The following is a 17,248-nucleotide window of genomic DNA, read 5'->3' as shown; positions in this document are numbered from 1 at the left end:
CTCTCCAAGGTAAGGGGGTGGGTGACGGTCCCGAGGCGGGTCCATCGGTTCTAAAATTCCATCAGGCGGTCCGACGTCGCATGAGCACGCGGACCAGCCGGTACAGGGCGAAGACCGACAGCAGCAGCATCAGCACGACGGCGGCCAGATAGGCCCAGTATTTGCCGATCACCTTGTCCAGAAGATTGCTGAACAACTGCTTTTCGGCGTAATCCTCTGCTCCCAGGTCCAGTACGCCGTTCTCTTGGGAATAGGCGTCGTATTCGGCGCGCAGTTCGGCGAAAAGTTCGGGATTTTCGTCTGCGACATCCGTGGTCTCACCCGGATCGACGGGCAGGTCGAACAGCCGCCAAGTGAAGTCTCCTCGTGGCAGCGCCGGGCGCACCAGCTTCCAGTTGCCACGATAAAGCGCCGCGTTGCCGCTGACCTCGACGCCGAAACTGTCCTCGGGGCCGCGTGCCTCAACGGTGTCCCCTGCCAGCAACGGCAGCATGCTTTGCCCGTAGATCGCAGCCGGGTCATAGGCGACCCCTGCGGCGTCCAGAAGCGTCGGCATCAGGTCAGTTACGTGAACCAGACCGTCTTGCACGCCGATCGCCGCGATGCCCGGTCCGTCGATGACGAGCGGAACGCGCAGCCCGCCTTCGCTGGAATAGAACTTGTACAGGTTGAACGGAGAGGCCGAGACCGACGCCCACTCCGGCCCGATGGCCACAAGACTGCCCGGCAGACCGGCATTGTCGGGTGAGGTATCATAGCCCTCGAGCGCGCGGATCCCGTTCAGCGCCAGATTGGCGACAGGGTTTTCAAGCCGGGTCACGCCGCCTTCGGGTCCGTTGTCCGAGGTCACGACGACGATGGTGTTCTTCAGCTGGCCTGTCTCTTCCAGATGATCCAGCAGGCGGCCGATGTGGTAATCCGCAGCCTCGATCATGCCCGCGTTCACCTGCATTTCGCGCGCGGCGATCCGCTGCTCCTGCGGAGTAAGGTCGTCCCAAGCGCGATGATCCTCATGCACGGGGGCCAAGGTCGTGCTGTCGGGAACAAGGCCAAGATTGATGGCGCGCTGCCACCGTTCCTCGCGCATCACATCCCAGCCGACATCGAAGATGCCGTCGTATCGATCTATGAATTCCAGGGGAGCCTGCACCGGGATATGGACGGCTTGCAGTGATAGAAAGCCGAAGAAGGGCTGATCCGTGCCGCCTTCATCAATGTATTCGATCATCTGATCCACGAGGTTGCGCGAAGAATAGAAATCCTCGGGCAAGCGCACAGGCTCGCCATCCTCGTACCACGCCACGTCCTGGTATCCGGGCAGGTAGTGCGAATGATCGTAGTTACTGCCGCCGGTGGAATCCATCACGTAGGACCGGTCGAAACCGAACCGATTGGGCAGGTTCGCCCCCTTCGCGCCGATCCCCCACTTGCCACTGACATAGGTACGGTAACCTGCCTCGGAGAGACGGCTCGCGATGGTCTGCTGGCCGTCGTCCCAGATCATGGAATATCCGGGCAATTCTCGCTGGCCGGGGGTCACCGTCTCGACCAAAGTGCCCATCCCGGTCTCGTGGTTGTCTTGCCCCGTCATGAGCATCGCCCGGCTGGGCCCGCAGAACGGAGACGAATAGTAGCGCGAGAAGAGCGTTCCCGACTGCGACAGAGCGTCGATTCGCGGTGTATTCGCATCCCCGCCGTAAGCCCCGAACCCAGTGAAACCCACGTCGTCGAACAGCACCACAAGGATGTTCGGACGACTTTCCTGCGCCAGGGCCGCCGGGACCGCGAAGGCCAAGGCGGCCGACGCGACAAGCACGGTTCTGATGGATCTGTTCATGTCAAATGCCCCCGGTACGTCGCGAAAGAGGAATAGCGAGCGGCTGTTCCTGCCAGCGATCTGTTTCAAACTGCGCATTGCGGATCATCCCTTTGCCAGTCCCGCTTGGTCCAAGCGCCAGCGCAGGGTCTCGACCCGGTCCTGGCCGAAGAAAGGTTCGCCTTCGAACACCATGGTCGGAACGCCCCAATGGCCCGAAGCATCCAGCGCAGCCTGATTGGCCTCGATCTGCGGCATGGGATCCTCCGCTGCGAGCGCCGCCTCCATCTCGGCCAGGTCCAGACCCGCTTTCGCAGTCGCCTCGCCCAGCCGATCGCCTTCGTTCCAGCCTGGCGTTCCGCTCCAGATCAGGGCGGCGACATGAAATGCGAAGTCCAGCCCCTTGCCGCGCCGCTCTGCCTCGATGCCCAGACCGGTCAGTCGATAGATGTACGGTTGCTCGTCTGCGACCTCGAAGGTGTTCAGGTCCTGCACCACCGGATCGGGCGAGGGCCGCCCGAACGGCATGCCCAGAAATTCGGCCCTCCGCACCATATCCAGCATGATGTATCGCACACGCCGCGGATCATCGGTGAACAGCGACTCCTTCGCGCGGACCGCGATCGGCAGAACTGGTCGGAACTGCACGGATACGTCGTAATCGTCCCGAAGCTTCAGAAGATCGGGGGTCGCAAGATAGGAAAACGGGCTTCTGAACGACCAAAAGACATCGACGGTTCGGGTCATGGGGTTGTCTCCGCAAAATGGGTCGGTGGCTGTGCTTGGAAGAACGGATGTGCGCGCACGCCGCGAGTTAGTTTCTCGATGGGTTGGATACGGCGACCGAAGTTGCAGGGTTCAGGTCGTGGTTGGGATCGGTCAGCACGCCTGCGGGAAACGAAACGGACAGGGGCGTATCCGCGGTATCGAGGCACAGAAGGTGGTTGTTGTCTCCGTCTCCCAGGTCGGCGAGCGCGGCGGGCGTAACTTCGCGCTCGGTCCCGTCGGCTGCGCGCACCGTAACCCGGTACAAGTCCCGCTCGGATTCGCCCGGCTCATCGCCGTTTTCCAATGTCACACCTCCGGCCCAGACCGCCCGCACGGCCTGCAGGGTGTCCCCGGTCGGGCAGCGGCTGCCCTGCGTGCGGCGCAGACCAAGCCCCAGATCGCGCGCGCTGTCGTCCACGATCTCGGCCAGCACCAGCGTGGGTCCGGGTGCGAGAGGGGTCACGTCCACCCGCGCGCCACGGTACTCCAGCGCACCGTCGAGTGACCGCAGATGACCTACGACTTCGACCGCGACTGGCGGGTCCGTCTTTGCATCGCCGAACGCGCCTACCAACAGAACGGTGCGCAACTCGCCCGCATCGGTCGCCGGCAGAAGTGTCACGCAATGCATCTGGCCTTCCGCGCCCGATGCGGTCGTGACGCGAAAATCCCCCGCCTCCAACGTCTCGTGGTCGATCTCGGTCGAGAAGATGACCGGCATTCCGTCCTTGCCCAGTGCGCCGCGGCAGATCAGCCGCGCCAGGAAAGGCAGAGAGTCGTCTAGTCCGAAGAAGGCCGATAATAGATCGGCGGACCGCCCGTTGGCTGCGCGCGGCAGGCCCGCATCGGGCGTGGCATCGATCAGATCGCTGTTGGTAACTTCGGCCACCGCGGGCGCGACCCCCATCGTCACGCAGCTTACCAGACCGCACAACGCCGCACGGGCGCATAACCCATGGATCACCGATTTCGCTCGGAATTGCCGTCGTGCCATCACGCCTTCTCCCGGAAACACCTCGGGAAGAGATTACATCTCTGTCAGTTGAAGCGGCGACGGTCGCGTCGGATCACCTTTGGCCAAAGGTCATTCAATTTCGGCCAAGATCGACCCGTTCGCGGAACGCATTCGGCGTCAGGCCCGTCCACCGCTTGAAACTCCGCGCAAAGTTCGACGGTGATTCGAAGCCAAGCGTGGCCGCGACGCCCTTTACCGGCATCGAGGTCTCGGACAGAAGCGCGCGGGCGCGCCGTTCGCGTATTTCATCGAGCATTGCACGAAAAGTTGTGTCGGACTGCTGAAGGTGTCGCCGCAGACTGCGTTCGGAATAACCAAGCTTTGCCGCGATCTGCGACAGTGACGGGCACAGGGGATCCGCCTTGGTCAGGATCGCCTCGACCTGCCCGACGGGAGAGGCCGCTTGGGCCATTTCGGCCATCGCCTGCGCACAGAGCGCCGTCAGACGGGCGTGGTTCAAGGGATCAGACCCGGGCAGCGGCCGATCCAGCAGCTCTGCATGGAACACGACGCGGGTCCGCTCGGTGCCGAACCTGACCGGGAAGGCGATACGAGGCACGATATCGAACCACCCATCGGGCTGCGCGAACGCCATCTCGACGTTGTCGGTCACGGTCTCTTCTCCAAGCATCGCCTTCAGAAGACCGTCGATGGCCACAACCGCACTGCCGATGCCGAAATATTCCAGGTCGTCGAAGGGAAACCGGGACCGCACCCGGATCGCCGCCATGCCGCCGGGCAGACGATCCAGAAGCCGCAGATCGATGGCCGGAAAACTCAGTGCGAAATAGCGTTCCAGCACCTCCAACCCGGCTTTGAACCGTGCCGCGTTCATTGCTGCATAGGCGGGCAGACCGATATAGGTCGGCCGAAACGACTGCGCGAGCGTCACGCCCAGATGCGGATCGCCGGTTGCGGCGATGGCGTTCAGCAGCAGCTGACGCAGTGGCGGAAATCCCGATCTGAACTGCGGATCCTGAAGCTGCAGACTATCGAGGCCCGTCCCTGCCAGAAGTGTGTCAGCCGGATAGCCTCCCTCTAGAAGCGTCCGGAAGACGAAACCCGGATAGGTCATGGTCAGACCCGAGTCATCGACAGGCGAGGGAATGCGCATCATCCAAAAGCCTCGGTTGTGTCCCAACACAGTGACGTCGGACCGCGCGCTGGACAGTATCGTGACCGAAGGACGTCGCGGCTCATGCGAGTCTGATCTTATACCTGTCTAGACCGACACCGTGAACCGAAACGACTCACGCGCATCGAGTCCGGCACGAGATGCGTTCGAATTCCTGCAATAGCCTTCAAAGGATCGCTCCTAGTGACGCATCATTTTCGCGTTGGGGTCAAAATTCCGGCACTTCCATCCCAAACATTCGGCGTGCCGCAGCGACATCTTATCGCTCGCAGGGCAGCGTCGGGCCGAGAGTTATGGGCTGGCTTTTCTGTAGCGGCAGGATGCTGCGGGATGGCATTTGGCAAAGGGGCTCGACCCTGCCGTGAGCTGCAGTAGCTCAGCGGCACGCGATCACGGCATATCACCCCCGCACGCCCTCCACGATTTCCATCATCCCCTCCAGCGGCACGTAGCCTCGGAGCATCTGGTCTTCGATGATGAAGGAAGGCGTGCCGTTGATGCCCATGGCTTGGCCCAAGGCGCGGGTTTCGGCGATGCGGCGGGCGATTTCGGGGTCGTCCATTGAAGCGGCGATGGCGTCGGCGTCAAGGCCGAGGTCGGTGGCGAGGGCGGACAGACCGGCCTCCGACATCTCGACGTTTTGGGTCATCAGCGCGTCGTGAATTGTGCCGTAAGCCTCATCCCCCAGTGCGATCTGCGTGGCGATGGCGTAGCGGCTGGCGAGCACCGAGTCTTCGCCCAAAATCGGGAACTCCTTGACGATCAGGCGGACGTTGGCGTCGCTGTCCAGCAGCTGTTGCACCTCTGGGTGGGCGCGGCGGCAGTAGCCGCAGCGGTAGTCCATGAATTCCACCACGGTCACATCGGCATCGGCCGGGCCGTCGACCCAGGAATAGCCGTCGTTGAACAGTTGCTCGGAGAATTGGGCGACCAGCTCTTGGTCGCTGGCGGCTTGTGCCTGCTGCTCGCGCTGTTCCAGAACAGAGAGCGCTTCCATCAGAACCTGCGGGTTTTCCAGCAAGTAGGCGCGCACCTCGTCCCCGAAGGCGGCGCGCTCGGCGTCTGTCATGTCGGTCAGCCCATCGGCGGCGACTGGGGTGGCGAGCAGGGCCGCAAGGGCAAGGGGCTTGAACATGGTCGTCTCCGGAAATGTGTCGCGCGAGATCGTGGGGCAGGGGGCGGCTCAGCGCAAGGGCGGGCGCGGGAACGTGATTGACCCGGGCCGCGCGTGGGGCCACGTCTGACCGGAACGCAGGAGGGGCCATGCGACAATCGAACCGGGGCGATGTGGACGCCTTTATCGTGATGGATGTGATGGAGCGCGCCCGTGCGGCAGAGGCGGCAGGCCGCCGCATCGTCCATATGGAAGTGGGCCAGCCGGGGACGCCTGCGCCAGCGGGCGCGCGCGCAGCATTGACGGCGGCGATGGCGGCGGGTCCGCTGGGCTATACGGTGGCGCTGGGCTTGCCGGAACTGCGGGCGCGGATCGCGCGGCACTATGCCGACTGGCATGCCGTGGAGCTTGATCCGGCGCGGGTGGTGGTGACCTCCGGCGCGTCGGCCGGGTTCGTTCTGGCGTTCACCGCTTTGTTCGACGCGGGCGAAACAGTGGGGCTGGGCCTGCCCGGCTATCCGTCCTACCGCCACATTCTGACGGCCCTGTCGTTGCAGGCGAGGGGAATCGAGACCGCACCAGAGGATCGCTACCAGCCGCGCCCCGACCAGATCGACAACGCCTTGGACGGGCTGATCGTGGCGTCTCCGGGCAATCCGGCGGGCACGATGCTGGACCAGGAGGCGATGGCGGCACTGATGGCGCGCTGCCGCCAGACGGATACGGCCTTCATCTCGGACGAGATATACCACGGTTTGCACTACGACCGCCCTGCTGTGTCGGCGTTGGAGATCGACGACGACTGCATCGTCATCAATTCCTTCTCCAAGTATTTTTCGATGACGGGCTGGCGGATCGGCTGGATGGTGGTGCCCGAGGAAATGGTGCGCCGGGTCGAGCGGTTGGCGCAGAACCTGTACATCTGCCCGCCCCATGCCAGCCAGATTGCTGCGCTGGCGGCGTTTGACTGTCACGAGGAGTTGCGCGGCAATCTGTCGGTCTATGCGGCGAACCGTCAGTTGATGATCGACGGTCTGGCGCGCGCCGGTTTCCCCAGCTTCGCGCCGCCCGACGGGGCGTTCTACGTCTATGCCGATTGCAGCCATTTGTCGGATGATGCGCTGGCCCTGTCTGGCCGTATTCTGGACGAAGCGGGCGTCGCGGTGACGCCGGGCTTGGACTTCGATCCTGCGCGTGGTGGGCGGCATCTGCGGTTTTCCTACGCCCGCAGCACCGCCGACATCGCCGAAGGGCTGGAGCGTCTGGCAGAGTGGACGCGGCGCGGCGGATAATCCTTTCGCGATTCGGCCTGTTCTGCTATGGTGATCCAAACCGGGACGCAAAGATCCCGACCGAGGCGGAAGAGGCGATGGGCGGATGGATTTCCGAAGACTGGCGATTGGCCTGACGGCTGCTCTGTTGCTGAATGGCGCAGGTGCGGCCGATGAATGGAGCCCTGAAAATTGGGGCGTCGAGGTGCCCAGCGCGGGCGCAGGGTCCGACCACGGGCCGCTGACCGCGCTGGCCCGTATCGATCCCGCGTCCAGCCGAATCGCGGATTTCGGAAACAATCTGCTGGTGGAACTGGCGCTTAGCCAGCCGGTGCCGTGGCGGGTCTTCACGCTGGATGCGCCAAGGCGGTTGGTTCTGGACTTTTCCGAAGTGGATTTCGCGGGCACTGACCTGCAGGCGCTGTTGTCTTCCGATCTGGTGTCTAACCTGTATCGCGGGCGCTTCCGCGAGGGCTGGTCGCGGATGGTGATCGATCTGGCACAACCCATGGCGATCGAGACGGCGGGCCTAAGCACCAGCGGTGGCGTCACGGCGCTGAAGTTGCAGTTGGCGCCTGTCAGCGAGGCAGAGTTCACTGCCGGAACCGGGGTGCCGGAAAGCGCACTGTTCTCTCTGCCGCTGCCATCCGAACATCCCGCGCCGGTCACGCGCCAACGCGGTGAGCGTCCGCTGCGTGTCACACTGGATCCCGGTCATGGTGGCTTCGATCCGGGCGCGGAAGCAGGCGGGATGCGCGAGGCGGACGTGATGCTGACCTTCGCGATGGAGCTGGAACAGACGTTGGAAAACGCGGGCATGGAGGTGAGCCTGACCCGCCGGGGCGACAGTTTCGTACCCTTGCCAACGCGGGTGTCCGTGGCGCGCGCGGCGAAAGCGGACCTTCTGCTTTCGATCCACGCGGATGCTTTGGAAGAGGGCAACGCCAGCGGCGCTGCGGCCTACACCCTGTCCACCACGGCGTCCGACGCGGCTTCGGCCAAGCTGGCGCAGCGGCTGGACCGGGGTGACATGATCGCGGGTATCGATCTTGGCACGGGCGACGACGCGGTTGCCTCGGTCCTGATGGATATGGCGCGGCTGGAAACCCAGCCCCGCGCCGAACGGCTGGCAGACGAGATCGTGGCCGGTCTGGCGCGTGCCACGGGTGATCTGCACAAGCGTCCGCGCCTTACGGGCAATTTTTCCGTCCTGCGCGCCGCCGATATTCCCTCCGTGCTGTTGGAGTTGGGGTTCCTGTCCAGCCAGCAGGACCGTGACCGCTTGAGCGATCCGGTCTGGCGTGCGCGCGCCATCGACGGTATCCGTGCCGGAATAGAGGCATGGGCGCGCGAGGATGCGGCTGAAGCGCGGCGGCTGATGCAATAGATCACGGCTTCGGCACCCAATCGCTTTTCCGCCGATCCGCTTTTGAATTCTTAAGCTGCTCGCGTTAGAAGACCCTACTTTCCCGCCCCAGTCGAACGGAGACGCGCCTTTGGTCCGTGCCATCCTTGCCTTTTTCGGTGGAATTTTCTCGCTTGTAACGCTCGGCGTGTTCGCCGCAGCGCTGTCCATCGGTGCGGTCTTCTGGATCTACGGTCGCGATCTTCCCGACACGGATCAGCTTGCGCAGTACACGCCGCCGACGATCAGCCGGATCTACTCCAACGAGGGCCAGATCATCGACGAATTCGCGGAAGAGCGGCGCTTGTTCACGCCCGCCGCGGAAATCCCCGATCTGGTCAAGCAGGCGTTCATTTCTGCCGAGGACAAGAATTTCTACACCCACAAGGGCTATGATCCGCGTGGCATGGTCTCTGCCGCGCTGGATGCGGCGCGGGGGGGCGAGTTGCGCGGTGCGTCCACGATCACGCAGCAGGTGATGAAGAACTTCCTGCTGGGTGGGGAACGTTCGGCCGAGCGTAAGGTAAAGGAACTGATCCTCGCCGCGCGGATCGAGGGCACGCTGCCCAAGGACAAGATCCTTGAACTGTATCTGAACGAGATCTTCCTGGGCCAGAACAGCTACGGCGTGACCGCCGCCGCTCAGACGTATTTCAACAAGAACCTGACAGAGCTGCAGCCGCAGGAGGTCGCGTATTTGGCGTCCTTGCCCAAGGCCCCATCGACCTACCACCCCGTTCGCGCAAAGGAACGCGCCATCGCGCGTCGTAACTTCGTGCTGCGCGAGATGTTCGAGAATGGTTATCTCGACGAGGATCAGTATCGCGAGGCGCGGGTTGCGCCGTTGCTGTCCGTTCAGGGCGGGGACTTCGACAGTTTCCGCGACGAAATCCCGCCGCGCGACTACTTCACCGACGAGATCCGTCGCCAGCTAAGCCGAGACTACGGCGAGGGTGAGTTCTTCTCAGGCGGTCTGTCGGTGCGCGCCACCATCGACCCCGAACTGCAGGAAGCCGCCGCGACGGCGCTGCGTCGGTCGCTGGAGCAATACGATCGCGGCCTGGGCCGTTGGCGCGGCACCGGCAAGTCGATCCCGGCCGATCAGCTTGGCGATTGGGAAGCCGCGCTGGCCGGCGTGGATGTCGCGCGCGACATCGATCTGGGCGATACATGGTATCCCGCTGTCGTGCTCGACCGTCAGGATCAGTTCATGACCGTTGGCGTCGAAGGGCAGGGTCGTCAGGATATCCCGCGTGAGGACATTTCCTGGCTGCCGGGTAACTTCTTCGACGAGTTCGAGATTGGCGATGTGGTTCACGTGCGCCGGATGACCGATGACAGCAGCGGTGCGCTGATCCGCTGGACCCTGCGTCAGGTGCCGGAAGTCGAAGGCGGCTTCATGGCGATGGATGTGGAAACGGGCCGTGTTCTGGCGATGCAGGGTGGGTTCTCTTACCAGCATTCGGTCTTCAACCGTGCAACGCAGGCGACGCGTCAGCCGGGATCGTCGTTCAAGCCGTTCGTCTACGCCGCCGCGCTGGATTCGGGCTTCAGCCCTGCGACCGTCGTTGTCGACGCGCCGATCGAGATCAACACTCCGCAAGGCCTTTGGCGGCCCAAGAACTATTCCAACCGCTTCTACGGCCCGACGCCTTTGCGCACCGGGATCGAGCAGTCGCGGAACCTGATGACCGTGCGTCTGGCGCAGGAAGTCGGGATGGCAACGGTTGCGGGCTACGCCGAGCGCTTCGGCGTCTACGACAACATGCGCCAGTTCCTCGCCAACTCCTTGGGTGCGGAAGAGACGACTCTGTACAAGATGGTCGCAGCCTATGCGATGTTCGCCAACGGCGGTGAGCGGGTGGAGCCGACCCTGGTGGACCGTGTGCAGGACCGTTACGGGCGCACCGTCTATCGCCACGACCAGCGTAATTGCCTTGATTGTAAGGTCGCGTCGCTTCCGGCGGGTGTTGCGCCCACGATCATGTCGAACCGCGAACGCGTCATGGATGCGATCACCGCCTACCAGTTGACCAGCATGATGAAGGGCGTGGTCGAGCGCGGCACGGCCAAGGGCAAGATCAATGTCGGCGTGCCGGTGGCGGGCAAGACCGGCACGACGAACGACGAGAAAGACGCCTGGTTCGTGGGCTTCACCAGCAACATCGCGGCAGGCTGCTACATCGGCTACGACCAACCGCGCCCCATGGGGCGGTCCGGTTCTGGCGGCGGGCTGTGTGCGCCCGTGTTCAACGAGTTCATGAAGGTTGCGACGGCGAAATACGGCGGCGGCCCGTTCGAAGTGCCCCCGGGCGGTCACTTCATCAAGATCGACCGCTTCACCGGTGCGCGCCTGTCCGACAGTGCCAGCGGCCCGAACGTGATCGCCGAATACTTCCGCCTGGGCGAAGAGCCGATCTTTGGCGTCAGCTTCGACGGTGGCTTTGCCATGGGCAACAATCTTCCGCTATTCGACGAGGCGGGCGGTGGATCGGCCGGGCAGCAGGTGCGCAATGCCACCGGCGCGACGGTCGTGATCCCCAAGAAGAAGGCGACCTTCGGAACGCTAAGTTCGGGCGGCCTGTACTAGCGCCGCCCGCTTGTTCCCACCCGGCGGCGTTGCTATCTGAAGCCGTCCGGAAAGGTAAGGAACCCCATGCGCGCTGAAACCCAATCCACGGTCGATGCCATCGAGAAGTCGCTCGACCTTCTGCGCCAGCGGATGGACTACGAGACCGCCGCCTTCCGCATGGAAGAGTTCGACGCGCGGGTCGAGGATCCGACGCTGTGGGATGATCCCCACAAGGCCCAGAAGCTGATGCGTGATCGCCAGACCCTTGCAGACGCTGTCGCGCGCCACGACGCGATGGCGCAAGAGCTGTCGGACAACGTCGAGCTGATCGAGCTGGGCGAAATGGAAGACGACGCCGACGTCGTGGCAGAGGCCGAAGCGGCGCTGACGGCGCTGAAGACCCGCGCGGGGGCTGCCGAGTTGGAGGCGCTGCTGAACGGCGAGGCGGACGGCAACGACACCTTCCTTGAGATCAACGCCGGCGCGGGCGGCACAGAGGCCTGCGACTGGGCCAACATGCTGCAACGCATGTATGTGCGCTGGGCCGAGAAGCGCGGCTTCAAGGTGGAACTGCAGTCCGAGGAAGCAGGATCAGAGGCAGGCATCAAATCCATCGGCTACAAGATCAGTGGGCCGAATGCCTACGGCTGGCTGAAGTCGGAATCGGGCGTGCACCGGCTTGTGCGAATTTCGCCTTTCGGAAAGGGCACGCGCGAGACATCGTTCGCGTCCGTCTGGGTCTATCCGGTGGTCGATGACAACATCGAGATCGAGGTCGCGCCGAACGATATCCGGTTGGATACGTATCGCTCATCCGGTGCGGGCGGGCAGCACGTGAACACGACCGACTCGGCGGTGCGGATCACGCACTTGCCAACGGGAATCGTGGTGACGAGTTCGGAGAAATCCCAGCACCAGAACCGCGACATCGCCATGAAGGCGCTGAAGTCGCGGTTGTATCAGATGGAGCTGGACCGCAGGAACGCGGATATCAACGCAGCGCATGAGGCGAAGGGCAGCGCGGGTTGGGGCAATCAGATCCGGTCCTACGTGCTGCAGCCTTACCAAATGGTGAAGGACCTGCGTACCGAGCATGAAACCTCTGACACCAAGGGCGTGCTGGACGGTGATCTGGACGCCTTCATGGCAGCGACATTGGCGATGGACGTGTCAGGCAAGAGCCGGGCAGAGGCTGCCGACGGCTAGGTGGATGGGGGCTCTGCCCCCGCCGCTTTGCGGCTCCCCCGGAGTATTTCAGAAAACAAAGAAGCGGGGGCCGTGGATTTCAGGGCCGCTTTTGCTTACTTGCGGAACTTGTCGAGGCTGACGATTTCTGCGTCCTGACGGGGTTTTTCGTCGCCCTCGGAGTCGTCGTCTTCGGAGTCGTCGATCTCGATCATCGCGGCAGGGTCGTCTTCGCCCTCTTGCGACTCGAAGCGCAGACCGAATTCGACGGAGGGGTCCACGAAAGTGCGGATGGCGTCGAAGGGGATATACAGCGGCTCTGGGCTGTCGCCGAAGTTGAGCGTGACCGAGAAGCCTTCGTCGGTGATTTCCAGCCCGTCGTACCAGTGCTGCATGACCACGGTCATGTCGCCAGGGTAACGGTCGGACAGCCAGTCGGCGATTTCCACGTCGGGATGCATCGTGTCGAAAGTGATGAAGAAGTGGTGGTCGCCGGGCAGGCCATTGGCCTTCACGTCCAGCAGAACGCGCTGGATCAGGCCGCGCATGGCGGCGTGCATCAGTTTGCCGTAGTCGATCTTGCGTGTCATCGCCCGGTTCGGCCTTCGTATTCGGATGCATTTGCAGAAAGCATAGGACCGGGTGGCGTAAGGTTAAAGGGCCTTTCGACGCAGTGTCAGAACGAGCGCCGCCAGAAGGACGATCGGCACCAGTGGAATTCCGGTCAGGTCGGCCAGGGGGCGGTGAAAAAGGGGCGCGAACCACAGCAGGCCCAGGATCGCCATGGGTGCGCCACGCAGGGCCAGAAAGCCGAAGGCCAGCAGCATCGGCGTCAGGTCGTAGTGGAAGAGGTAGGGGGAGATCATCGGCGCGGCGATGGCGAGCGTGGCGCCGCGAGTGAGCCGGTCGAAGGGACGGGCGAAGACGTAGGCGACCGCGGCCAAGACCGCCAAGGCCTGCACGATTGCGATCGTTAGGGCCGGTGTCAGGGGGACGCCCCAGAGGCGTAGGGCGCCGTAGAGGCTGGTAAGTTGAGTGAGGAGCGCGTCGCTGCCGAGTGGGGCGGAGAGACGGTCGGAACCCGACAGCAGTTCCGTGATGTAGCCACGGCTGACGACTGTTAGGGCCGCGAGGCTGGACAGGGCGGTCACAAGGATCGTCGCGCCCAGCATGGTCCAGTCGCGGCGGGCCAGCATGGCCAGCGGCAGGACCAGACCCAAGTGCGGTTTTATGGCCATCAGAAGTCCCGCGCCGATGGCGGCGGCGACGGGCTTGTTGTCCAGCAGGCCGAGGGTGCCCAAGGCGAAAGCCGCGCCGGTGAACAGACCGTTCTGACCCTGTCCGAGCGTGACCCACGTTGCTCCACCAAGGCAGATCAGGCCCAGCCGAGCGGGGCTGAGGGCGGGGAACAGTGCGCGGATGGCGGCGATCCATGCGATCAGGCCTATGACCGTGAAGAGCAGAAGGGCTGTGTCGTCGGCAAGGAAGCCGAGTGGAGTTAGAAGGGCGGGCCAGAGCGGGGGGTAATGCCAGAGCAAGACCTCTCCGTCCGCGCCGCCGACCTGAAGTTGCAGGCGCTCGAACGCGGCGGCGTCGAACATCTCTAGCGGGCGGCCCTCGACGATCATGCGGGCAGCGGACCAGAAGGCGACGAAGTCGTTGCCCCAGTCGGGCGAGGGCGCGGACAGGATGACCTGAAGAACGCCGCCCGCGAGGGCCAACGCGAGGCATGCCCAAAGTGCGCCCCCGAGGCGCGTGGGCGTTAGGGGCGCAAGGACGCGATCCAGCGCCGCGTTCGTCAGGCGAGGCTGGGAAGCCACAGGACAATCGCGGGGAAGGCCACGAGGGTGGCGATGGTGATGGCGTCGGCGATGAAGAAGGGCGTCACGCCCTTGAACACGTCCTGCACGCTGATGTCGGGGCGGACGCCCGCGACCACGAAGCAGTTGAGGCCGATGGGCGGTGTGATCAGGCAGAACTCTGCCATCTTCACCACGAGGATACCGAACCAGATCGCGCACATGGTGCCGTTCATGCCGAAGGCCGAGTCGGCGGCTGAAACCATTTCGCCGCCGTTCAGCGCCATGACGGCCGGGAAGACGACCGGCAGGGTCAAGAGCAGCATGCCGATGGCGTCCATGAACATGCCCAGCACCGCGTAGGCCAGCAGGATGAACACCAGCGTCAGCATCGGCGGCTGGTTCAGGCCGGTGATCCAGTCGGAAAACGCACCGGGCAGGTCTGCAAAACCCAGGAAGCGCACGTAGATCAGCACGCCCCAGATGATGGTGAAGATCATCACCGACAGCTTGGCGGTCTCGATCAGGGCGTCTTTCAGCTCGGGCCAGCGCATGCCGCGCCACATGGCCATGAGGAAGACGATGAACGCGCCGACCGCGCCGCCTTCGGTGGGGGTGCCCCAGGCGTCCCCGCCGAAGGGGTTGTAGACGAAGAAGATGATGATGATGACGACCGCGAAGATCGGCAGCGCGGGGGGCAGCGAGGCGAAGCGTTGCCGCCATGTGAAGCCGGTGACCGGGGGGCCGAAGCCCTTGATCGTGAGGGCCAAGCCGATGATGAGGGCGGCGTAGATCAGGGCTGAGACAACGCCGGGGATGAAGCCCGCCAGCAGCAGCTTGCCTACGTCCTGTTCTACGATGATCGCGTAGATCACGAGGATTGCCGAGGGCGGGATCAACGAGGCCAGCGTGCCGCCAGCGGCCACGACGCCCGCGGCAAAGCGTTTGTCATAGCCGACCTGCAGCATTTCGGGGATGGCGATGCGGGCGAAGACGGCGGCTGTAGCCACGGATGCGCCCGACACGGCGGCGAAGCCAGCGGTGGCGAAGACGGTGGCGACGGCAAGGCCGCCCGGCACCCAGGCGATCCAGCGCTTGGCCATTTCGAACAGGGCTTTGGTGAGACCCGCGTAATAGGCGAGGTAGCCGATGAGGATGAAGGTCGGGATAAGGCTAAGCGCCTGTGACGCGACCTTGCCGTGGGGGACTTGGCCTGCGGTTTTGACGGCGACGGTCAGGGCCCAGCCGAACTCTTCCGGCGCGTAGCCCTTCTTGGACCAGAATACCCAGATGAGGCCCACGAGGCCCGCGAAAGCGGCGGCGAAGCCGACGCGCATGCCAAGGATCACAAGGACCAGAAGGCCGCCGGTGACCCACAGGCCGATGTCGATGGTGGTCATCGGCTTTTCTCCTCCAGGATTTCGGCTTCCATCTGCGCGATCTCTGCCGCCGACAGGATCAGCGGCACGGCGGGGGGCTGGTCATCGTTTCGGATGAAGGCGCGCCCGAAGCCCCAGATTTGCAGGCACAGGCGCAGGGCCAGCACGGTGAAGGCGACTGGCACGATCAGCTTGGCGGGCCAGATCGGCAAGCCGATATCGATGGTGCTGTCACGCGACCAGTTCGGCGCGCCGAAGTCGAAAGAGCGGTCGAAGTGCGCCCAGCTGCCCCAGATGAGCAGGACAATCAGGATCAACACGCAGATCGTGGTGACGAGTTCTGCAAGCCACAGGGCGCGGCCTTTCAGTTGGCCCACGACGATATCCATGCGGACGTGGCCGCCCAGGCGCTGGACGTAGGATACGCCCAGAAAGGCGATGATCGGCATGGAAAGCTCGATCCAGTCGACGTAGCCGGGCAGGGGGCGGTTGAAGAACTGGCGGCCGGTGACCGACACGACGGCCAGCACCATCAGGCCGAAGACGGCGATTCCGGATATCAGCGCGAAGAATTTTTCCAGCACGCTCAGACGCCGGTCGAGACGTGAGATCAGGCTGTCGTCTTCCATTACGGAGGCGGCACCGGCCATCGCAAGCTCCTGTCGTGCAATAGGAAAAGGGGCCGGCCGTGAAAGGCCGACCCCGTCATCGGATCAAACGATCAGCTGCCGGACTTCGCGTCGGTCAGCGTGCTGTTCACAAGGTCCAGCAGTTCCTGCGCGGGCAGGCCTTGCGCCGACATTTCCTCGACCCACTGGGTCTGGATCGGCTCTGCAACGGCGGCGAACTCGTCCAGCTGCTCTTGGCTGTACTCGACCTTCTGCACGCCCTTTTCTTCAAGGACGCTGTCCCAGCGGGCCAGAAGCTCATCGTAGTTTTCGAGGTAGTGGTCGATGGCCTCGGACACCGAGCTGTCCAGCGCCTCGCGGTGCTCGTCCGACAGCGACTCGTAGGCGTCGATGTTGACCACAACGGGGCAGTTGACGGTGCCAGGGTTCAGGTTGGCGGTCCACCAGTCGGCCTCGTTGATGGTGCCGAAAGACAGGTGGGCGTGCTGGGCGAAGGCGACGGTATCGACGACGCCCGATTGCATGGCCTGATAGGCCTCGGACGAGGTGACAGAGGTGGGCACGGCGCCGACGCTTTCGAACGCGCGGCCGAGACCGCCAGTGGCGCGCACGCGCATGCCTTCCATCTTGTCCAGCGTGTCCATCGGCTCGCCCGTGCCGACCAGGTTGTACTGCGGCATGGGCGAGGTCATCAGCATCTTGGCGTTCCACTGCGCCATCTCTTCGGCCACGGCGGGATGGGCGTAGACGGCGTTGGAGACGGCGACTTCCTGTTCAAGGTTCTCGACCCCCAGAAACGGCAACTCCAGCACGGTGATCGCGCGGTTCTTGTCGGCGTGATAGCCCGCACAGAACTGCGCCATTTCGAACGCACCGATGGAGATACCGTCAAGGTTCTCGGTGTTCTTGGACAGGCCGCCGTAGCTGACGTTGATGGTGAAGTCGCCGTCGGTCTTTTCGTCCACAAGCTCTGCGATCTTTTCGACATGCTCGGTAAAGGCGCGGCGCTTGCCCCAGACAGAGGCATTCCATTCGACGGCCATCGCTTCGGTTGCGAAAGCAGTGGCGAGAGCGGCAAGGGCCACGCGGCCCATCATGTTGGTCATAGTCTTCTCCCTGGGTGGCGGCGGACCTGTCCCGGTCCGTCCGTGATGCGGCGG

Annotated in this window: 14 protein-coding genes; 4 read left to right on the top strand and 10 right to left on the bottom strand. The window is 63.8% G+C overall.

The genetic code is table 11. The annotated features are described in order from the left end of the window. Positions 1–61: 61 nt before the first annotated feature. From FIU81_RS07855 to FIU81_RS07835, 5 genes are all read right to left on the bottom strand, one after another. On the bottom strand, positions 62–1,837 hold the full coding sequence (locus FIU81_RS07855) for an arylsulfatase (protein WP_124113083.1): 1,776 nt from the start codon (positions 1,835–1,837) through the stop codon (positions 62–64). An 84-nt stretch (positions 1,838–1,921) separates the two neighbouring features. Next, positions 1,922–2,563: a 2-hydroxychromene-2-carboxylate isomerase gene (locus FIU81_RS07850; RefSeq protein ID WP_124113081.1), complete on the bottom strand. Its 642-nt coding sequence runs from the start codon at positions 2,561–2,563 to the stop codon at positions 1,922–1,924. Between the two features lie 67 nt (positions 2,564–2,630). Continuing rightward, a complete protein-coding gene (locus FIU81_RS07845) occupies positions 2,631–3,578 on the bottom strand; it encodes a hypothetical protein (RefSeq protein ID WP_124113079.1) in 948 nt (315 codons plus the stop codon). 94 nt (positions 3,579–3,672) lie between these two features. Further along, positions 3,673–4,716 (bottom strand): AraC family transcriptional regulator, encoded by a 1,044-nt coding sequence (locus FIU81_RS07840; RefSeq protein ID WP_124113077.1) that lies wholly within the window; start codon positions 4,714–4,716, stop codon positions 3,673–3,675. A gap of 418 nt (positions 4,717–5,134) precedes the next feature. Then, entirely contained in the window at positions 5,135–5,869 is a 735-nt protein-coding gene (locus tag FIU81_RS07835) for a DsbA family protein (RefSeq protein ID WP_124113075.1), read from the bottom strand. Positions 5,870–5,997: 128 nt separating this feature from the next. Here FIU81_RS07835 and FIU81_RS07830 point away from each other — a divergent pair, with 128 nt between their 5' ends. The 4 genes from FIU81_RS07830 (at position 5,998) to prfB (ending at position 12,302) form a co-directional block, all read left to right on the top strand. Next, positions 5,998–7,140: a pyridoxal phosphate-dependent aminotransferase gene (locus FIU81_RS07830; RefSeq protein ID WP_124113073.1), complete on the top strand. Its 1,143-nt coding sequence runs from the start codon at positions 5,998–6,000 to the stop codon at positions 7,138–7,140. An 85-nt stretch (positions 7,141–7,225) separates the two neighbouring features. Next, positions 7,226–8,506 carry an N-acetylmuramoyl-L-alanine amidase gene (locus FIU81_RS07825; RefSeq protein ID WP_124113071.1) on the top strand — a complete coding sequence of 427 codons (1,281 nt, stop codon included), beginning with the start codon at positions 7,226–7,228 and terminating at the stop codon, positions 8,504–8,506. A 109-nt stretch (positions 8,507–8,615) separates the two neighbouring features. Continuing rightward, positions 8,616–11,114 carry a penicillin-binding protein 1A gene (locus tag FIU81_RS07820; RefSeq protein ID WP_124113069.1) on the top strand — a complete coding sequence of 833 codons (2,499 nt, stop codon included), beginning with the start codon at positions 8,616–8,618 and terminating at the stop codon, positions 11,112–11,114. Positions 11,115–11,180: 66 nt separating this feature from the next. Further along, the gene (prfB, locus tag FIU81_RS07815; protein WP_124113067.1) at positions 11,181–12,302 is read left to right on the top strand and encodes a peptide chain release factor 2; all 1,122 of its coding nucleotides are present in this window, start codon (positions 11,181–11,183) and stop codon (positions 12,300–12,302) included. Positions 12,303–12,397: 95 nt separating this feature from the next. Here prfB and FIU81_RS07810 read toward each other — a convergent pair whose 3' ends face one another. The 5 genes from FIU81_RS07810 to FIU81_RS07790 all read right to left on the bottom strand — a co-directional run bounded on the left by FIU81_RS07810 (position 12,398) and on the right by FIU81_RS07790 (position 17,194). Next, positions 12,398–12,871: an SspB family protein gene (locus FIU81_RS07810; protein WP_124113065.1), complete on the bottom strand. Its 474-nt coding sequence runs from the start codon at positions 12,869–12,871 to the stop codon at positions 12,398–12,400. A gap of 63 nt (positions 12,872–12,934) precedes the next feature. After that, entirely contained in the window at positions 12,935–14,101 is a 1,167-nt protein-coding gene (locus tag FIU81_RS07805; RefSeq protein WP_124113064.1) for a glycosyltransferase family 87 protein, read from the bottom strand. Beyond that, complete coding sequence (locus tag FIU81_RS07800) at positions 14,080–15,480, bottom strand: TRAP transporter large permease (protein ID WP_124113063.1); 1,401 nt, start codon at positions 15,478–15,480, stop codon at positions 14,080–14,082. Before FIU81_RS07800 ends, FIU81_RS07805 begins: the two co-directional genes overlap by 22 nt. Further along, on the bottom strand, positions 15,477–16,109 hold the full coding sequence (locus tag FIU81_RS07795) for a TRAP transporter small permease subunit (RefSeq protein ID WP_124113062.1): 633 nt from the start codon (positions 16,107–16,109) through the stop codon (positions 15,477–15,479). The genes FIU81_RS07800 and FIU81_RS07795 overlap by 4 nt, the downstream gene beginning before the upstream one ends. Positions 16,110–16,180: 71 nt before the next feature. Beyond that, on the bottom strand, positions 16,181–17,194 hold the full coding sequence (locus FIU81_RS07790; RefSeq protein ID WP_124113060.1) for a C4-dicarboxylate TRAP transporter substrate-binding protein: 1,014 nt from the start codon (positions 17,192–17,194) through the stop codon (positions 16,181–16,183). Between the last annotated feature and the right edge of the window lie 54 nt (positions 17,195–17,248).

This window comes from Palleronia sp. THAF1 (assembly GCF_009363795.1).
Classification (GTDB): Bacteria; Pseudomonadota; Alphaproteobacteria; order Rhodobacterales; family Rhodobacteraceae; genus Palleronia.
Note: the sequence above shows the minus strand (reverse complement) of the source record. Positions and strands in the feature narration are given on the sequence as shown.

Bases quoted from the DNA above. Each gene is read 5' to 3' on its own strand.
- FIU81_RS07810 (WP_124113065.1), bottom strand. From the start codon at position 12,871: ATGACACGCAAGATCGACTACGGCAAACTGATGCACGCCGCCATGCGC.
- FIU81_RS07850 (WP_124113081.1), bottom strand. From the start codon at position 2,563: ATGACCCGAACCGTCGATGTCTTTTGGTCGTTCAGAAGCCCGTTTTCC.
- FIU81_RS07835 (WP_124113075.1), bottom strand. From the start codon at position 5,869: ATGTTCAAGCCCCTTGCCCTTGCGGCCCTGCTCGCCACCCCAGTCGCC.
- prfB (WP_124113067.1), top strand. From the start codon at position 11,181: ATGCGCGCTGAAACCCAATCCACGGTCGATGCCATCGAGAAGTCGCTC.
- FIU81_RS07840 (WP_124113077.1), bottom strand. From the start codon at position 4,716: ATGATGCGCATTCCCTCGCCTGTCGATGACTCGGGTCTGACCATGACC.
- FIU81_RS07845 (WP_124113079.1), bottom strand. From the start codon at position 3,578: ATGGCACGACGGCAATTCCGAGCGAAATCGGTGATCCATGGGTTATGC.
- FIU81_RS07795 (WP_124113062.1), bottom strand. From the start codon at position 16,109: ATGGCCGGTGCCGCCTCCGTAATGGAAGACGACAGCCTGATCTCACGT.
- FIU81_RS07800 (WP_124113063.1), bottom strand. From the start codon at position 15,480: ATGACCACCATCGACATCGGCCTGTGGGTCACCGGCGGCCTTCTGGTC.
- FIU81_RS07855 (WP_124113083.1), bottom strand. From the start codon at position 1,837: ATGAACAGATCCATCAGAACCGTGCTTGTCGCGTCGGCCGCCTTGGCC.
- FIU81_RS07830 (WP_124113073.1), top strand. From the start codon at position 5,998: ATGCGACAATCGAACCGGGGCGATGTGGACGCCTTTATCGTGATGGAT.
- FIU81_RS07790 (WP_124113060.1), bottom strand. From the start codon at position 17,194: ATGACCAACATGATGGGCCGCGTGGCCCTTGCCGCTCTCGCCACTGCT.
- FIU81_RS07825 (WP_124113071.1), top strand. From the start codon at position 7,226: ATGGATTTCCGAAGACTGGCGATTGGCCTGACGGCTGCTCTGTTGCTG.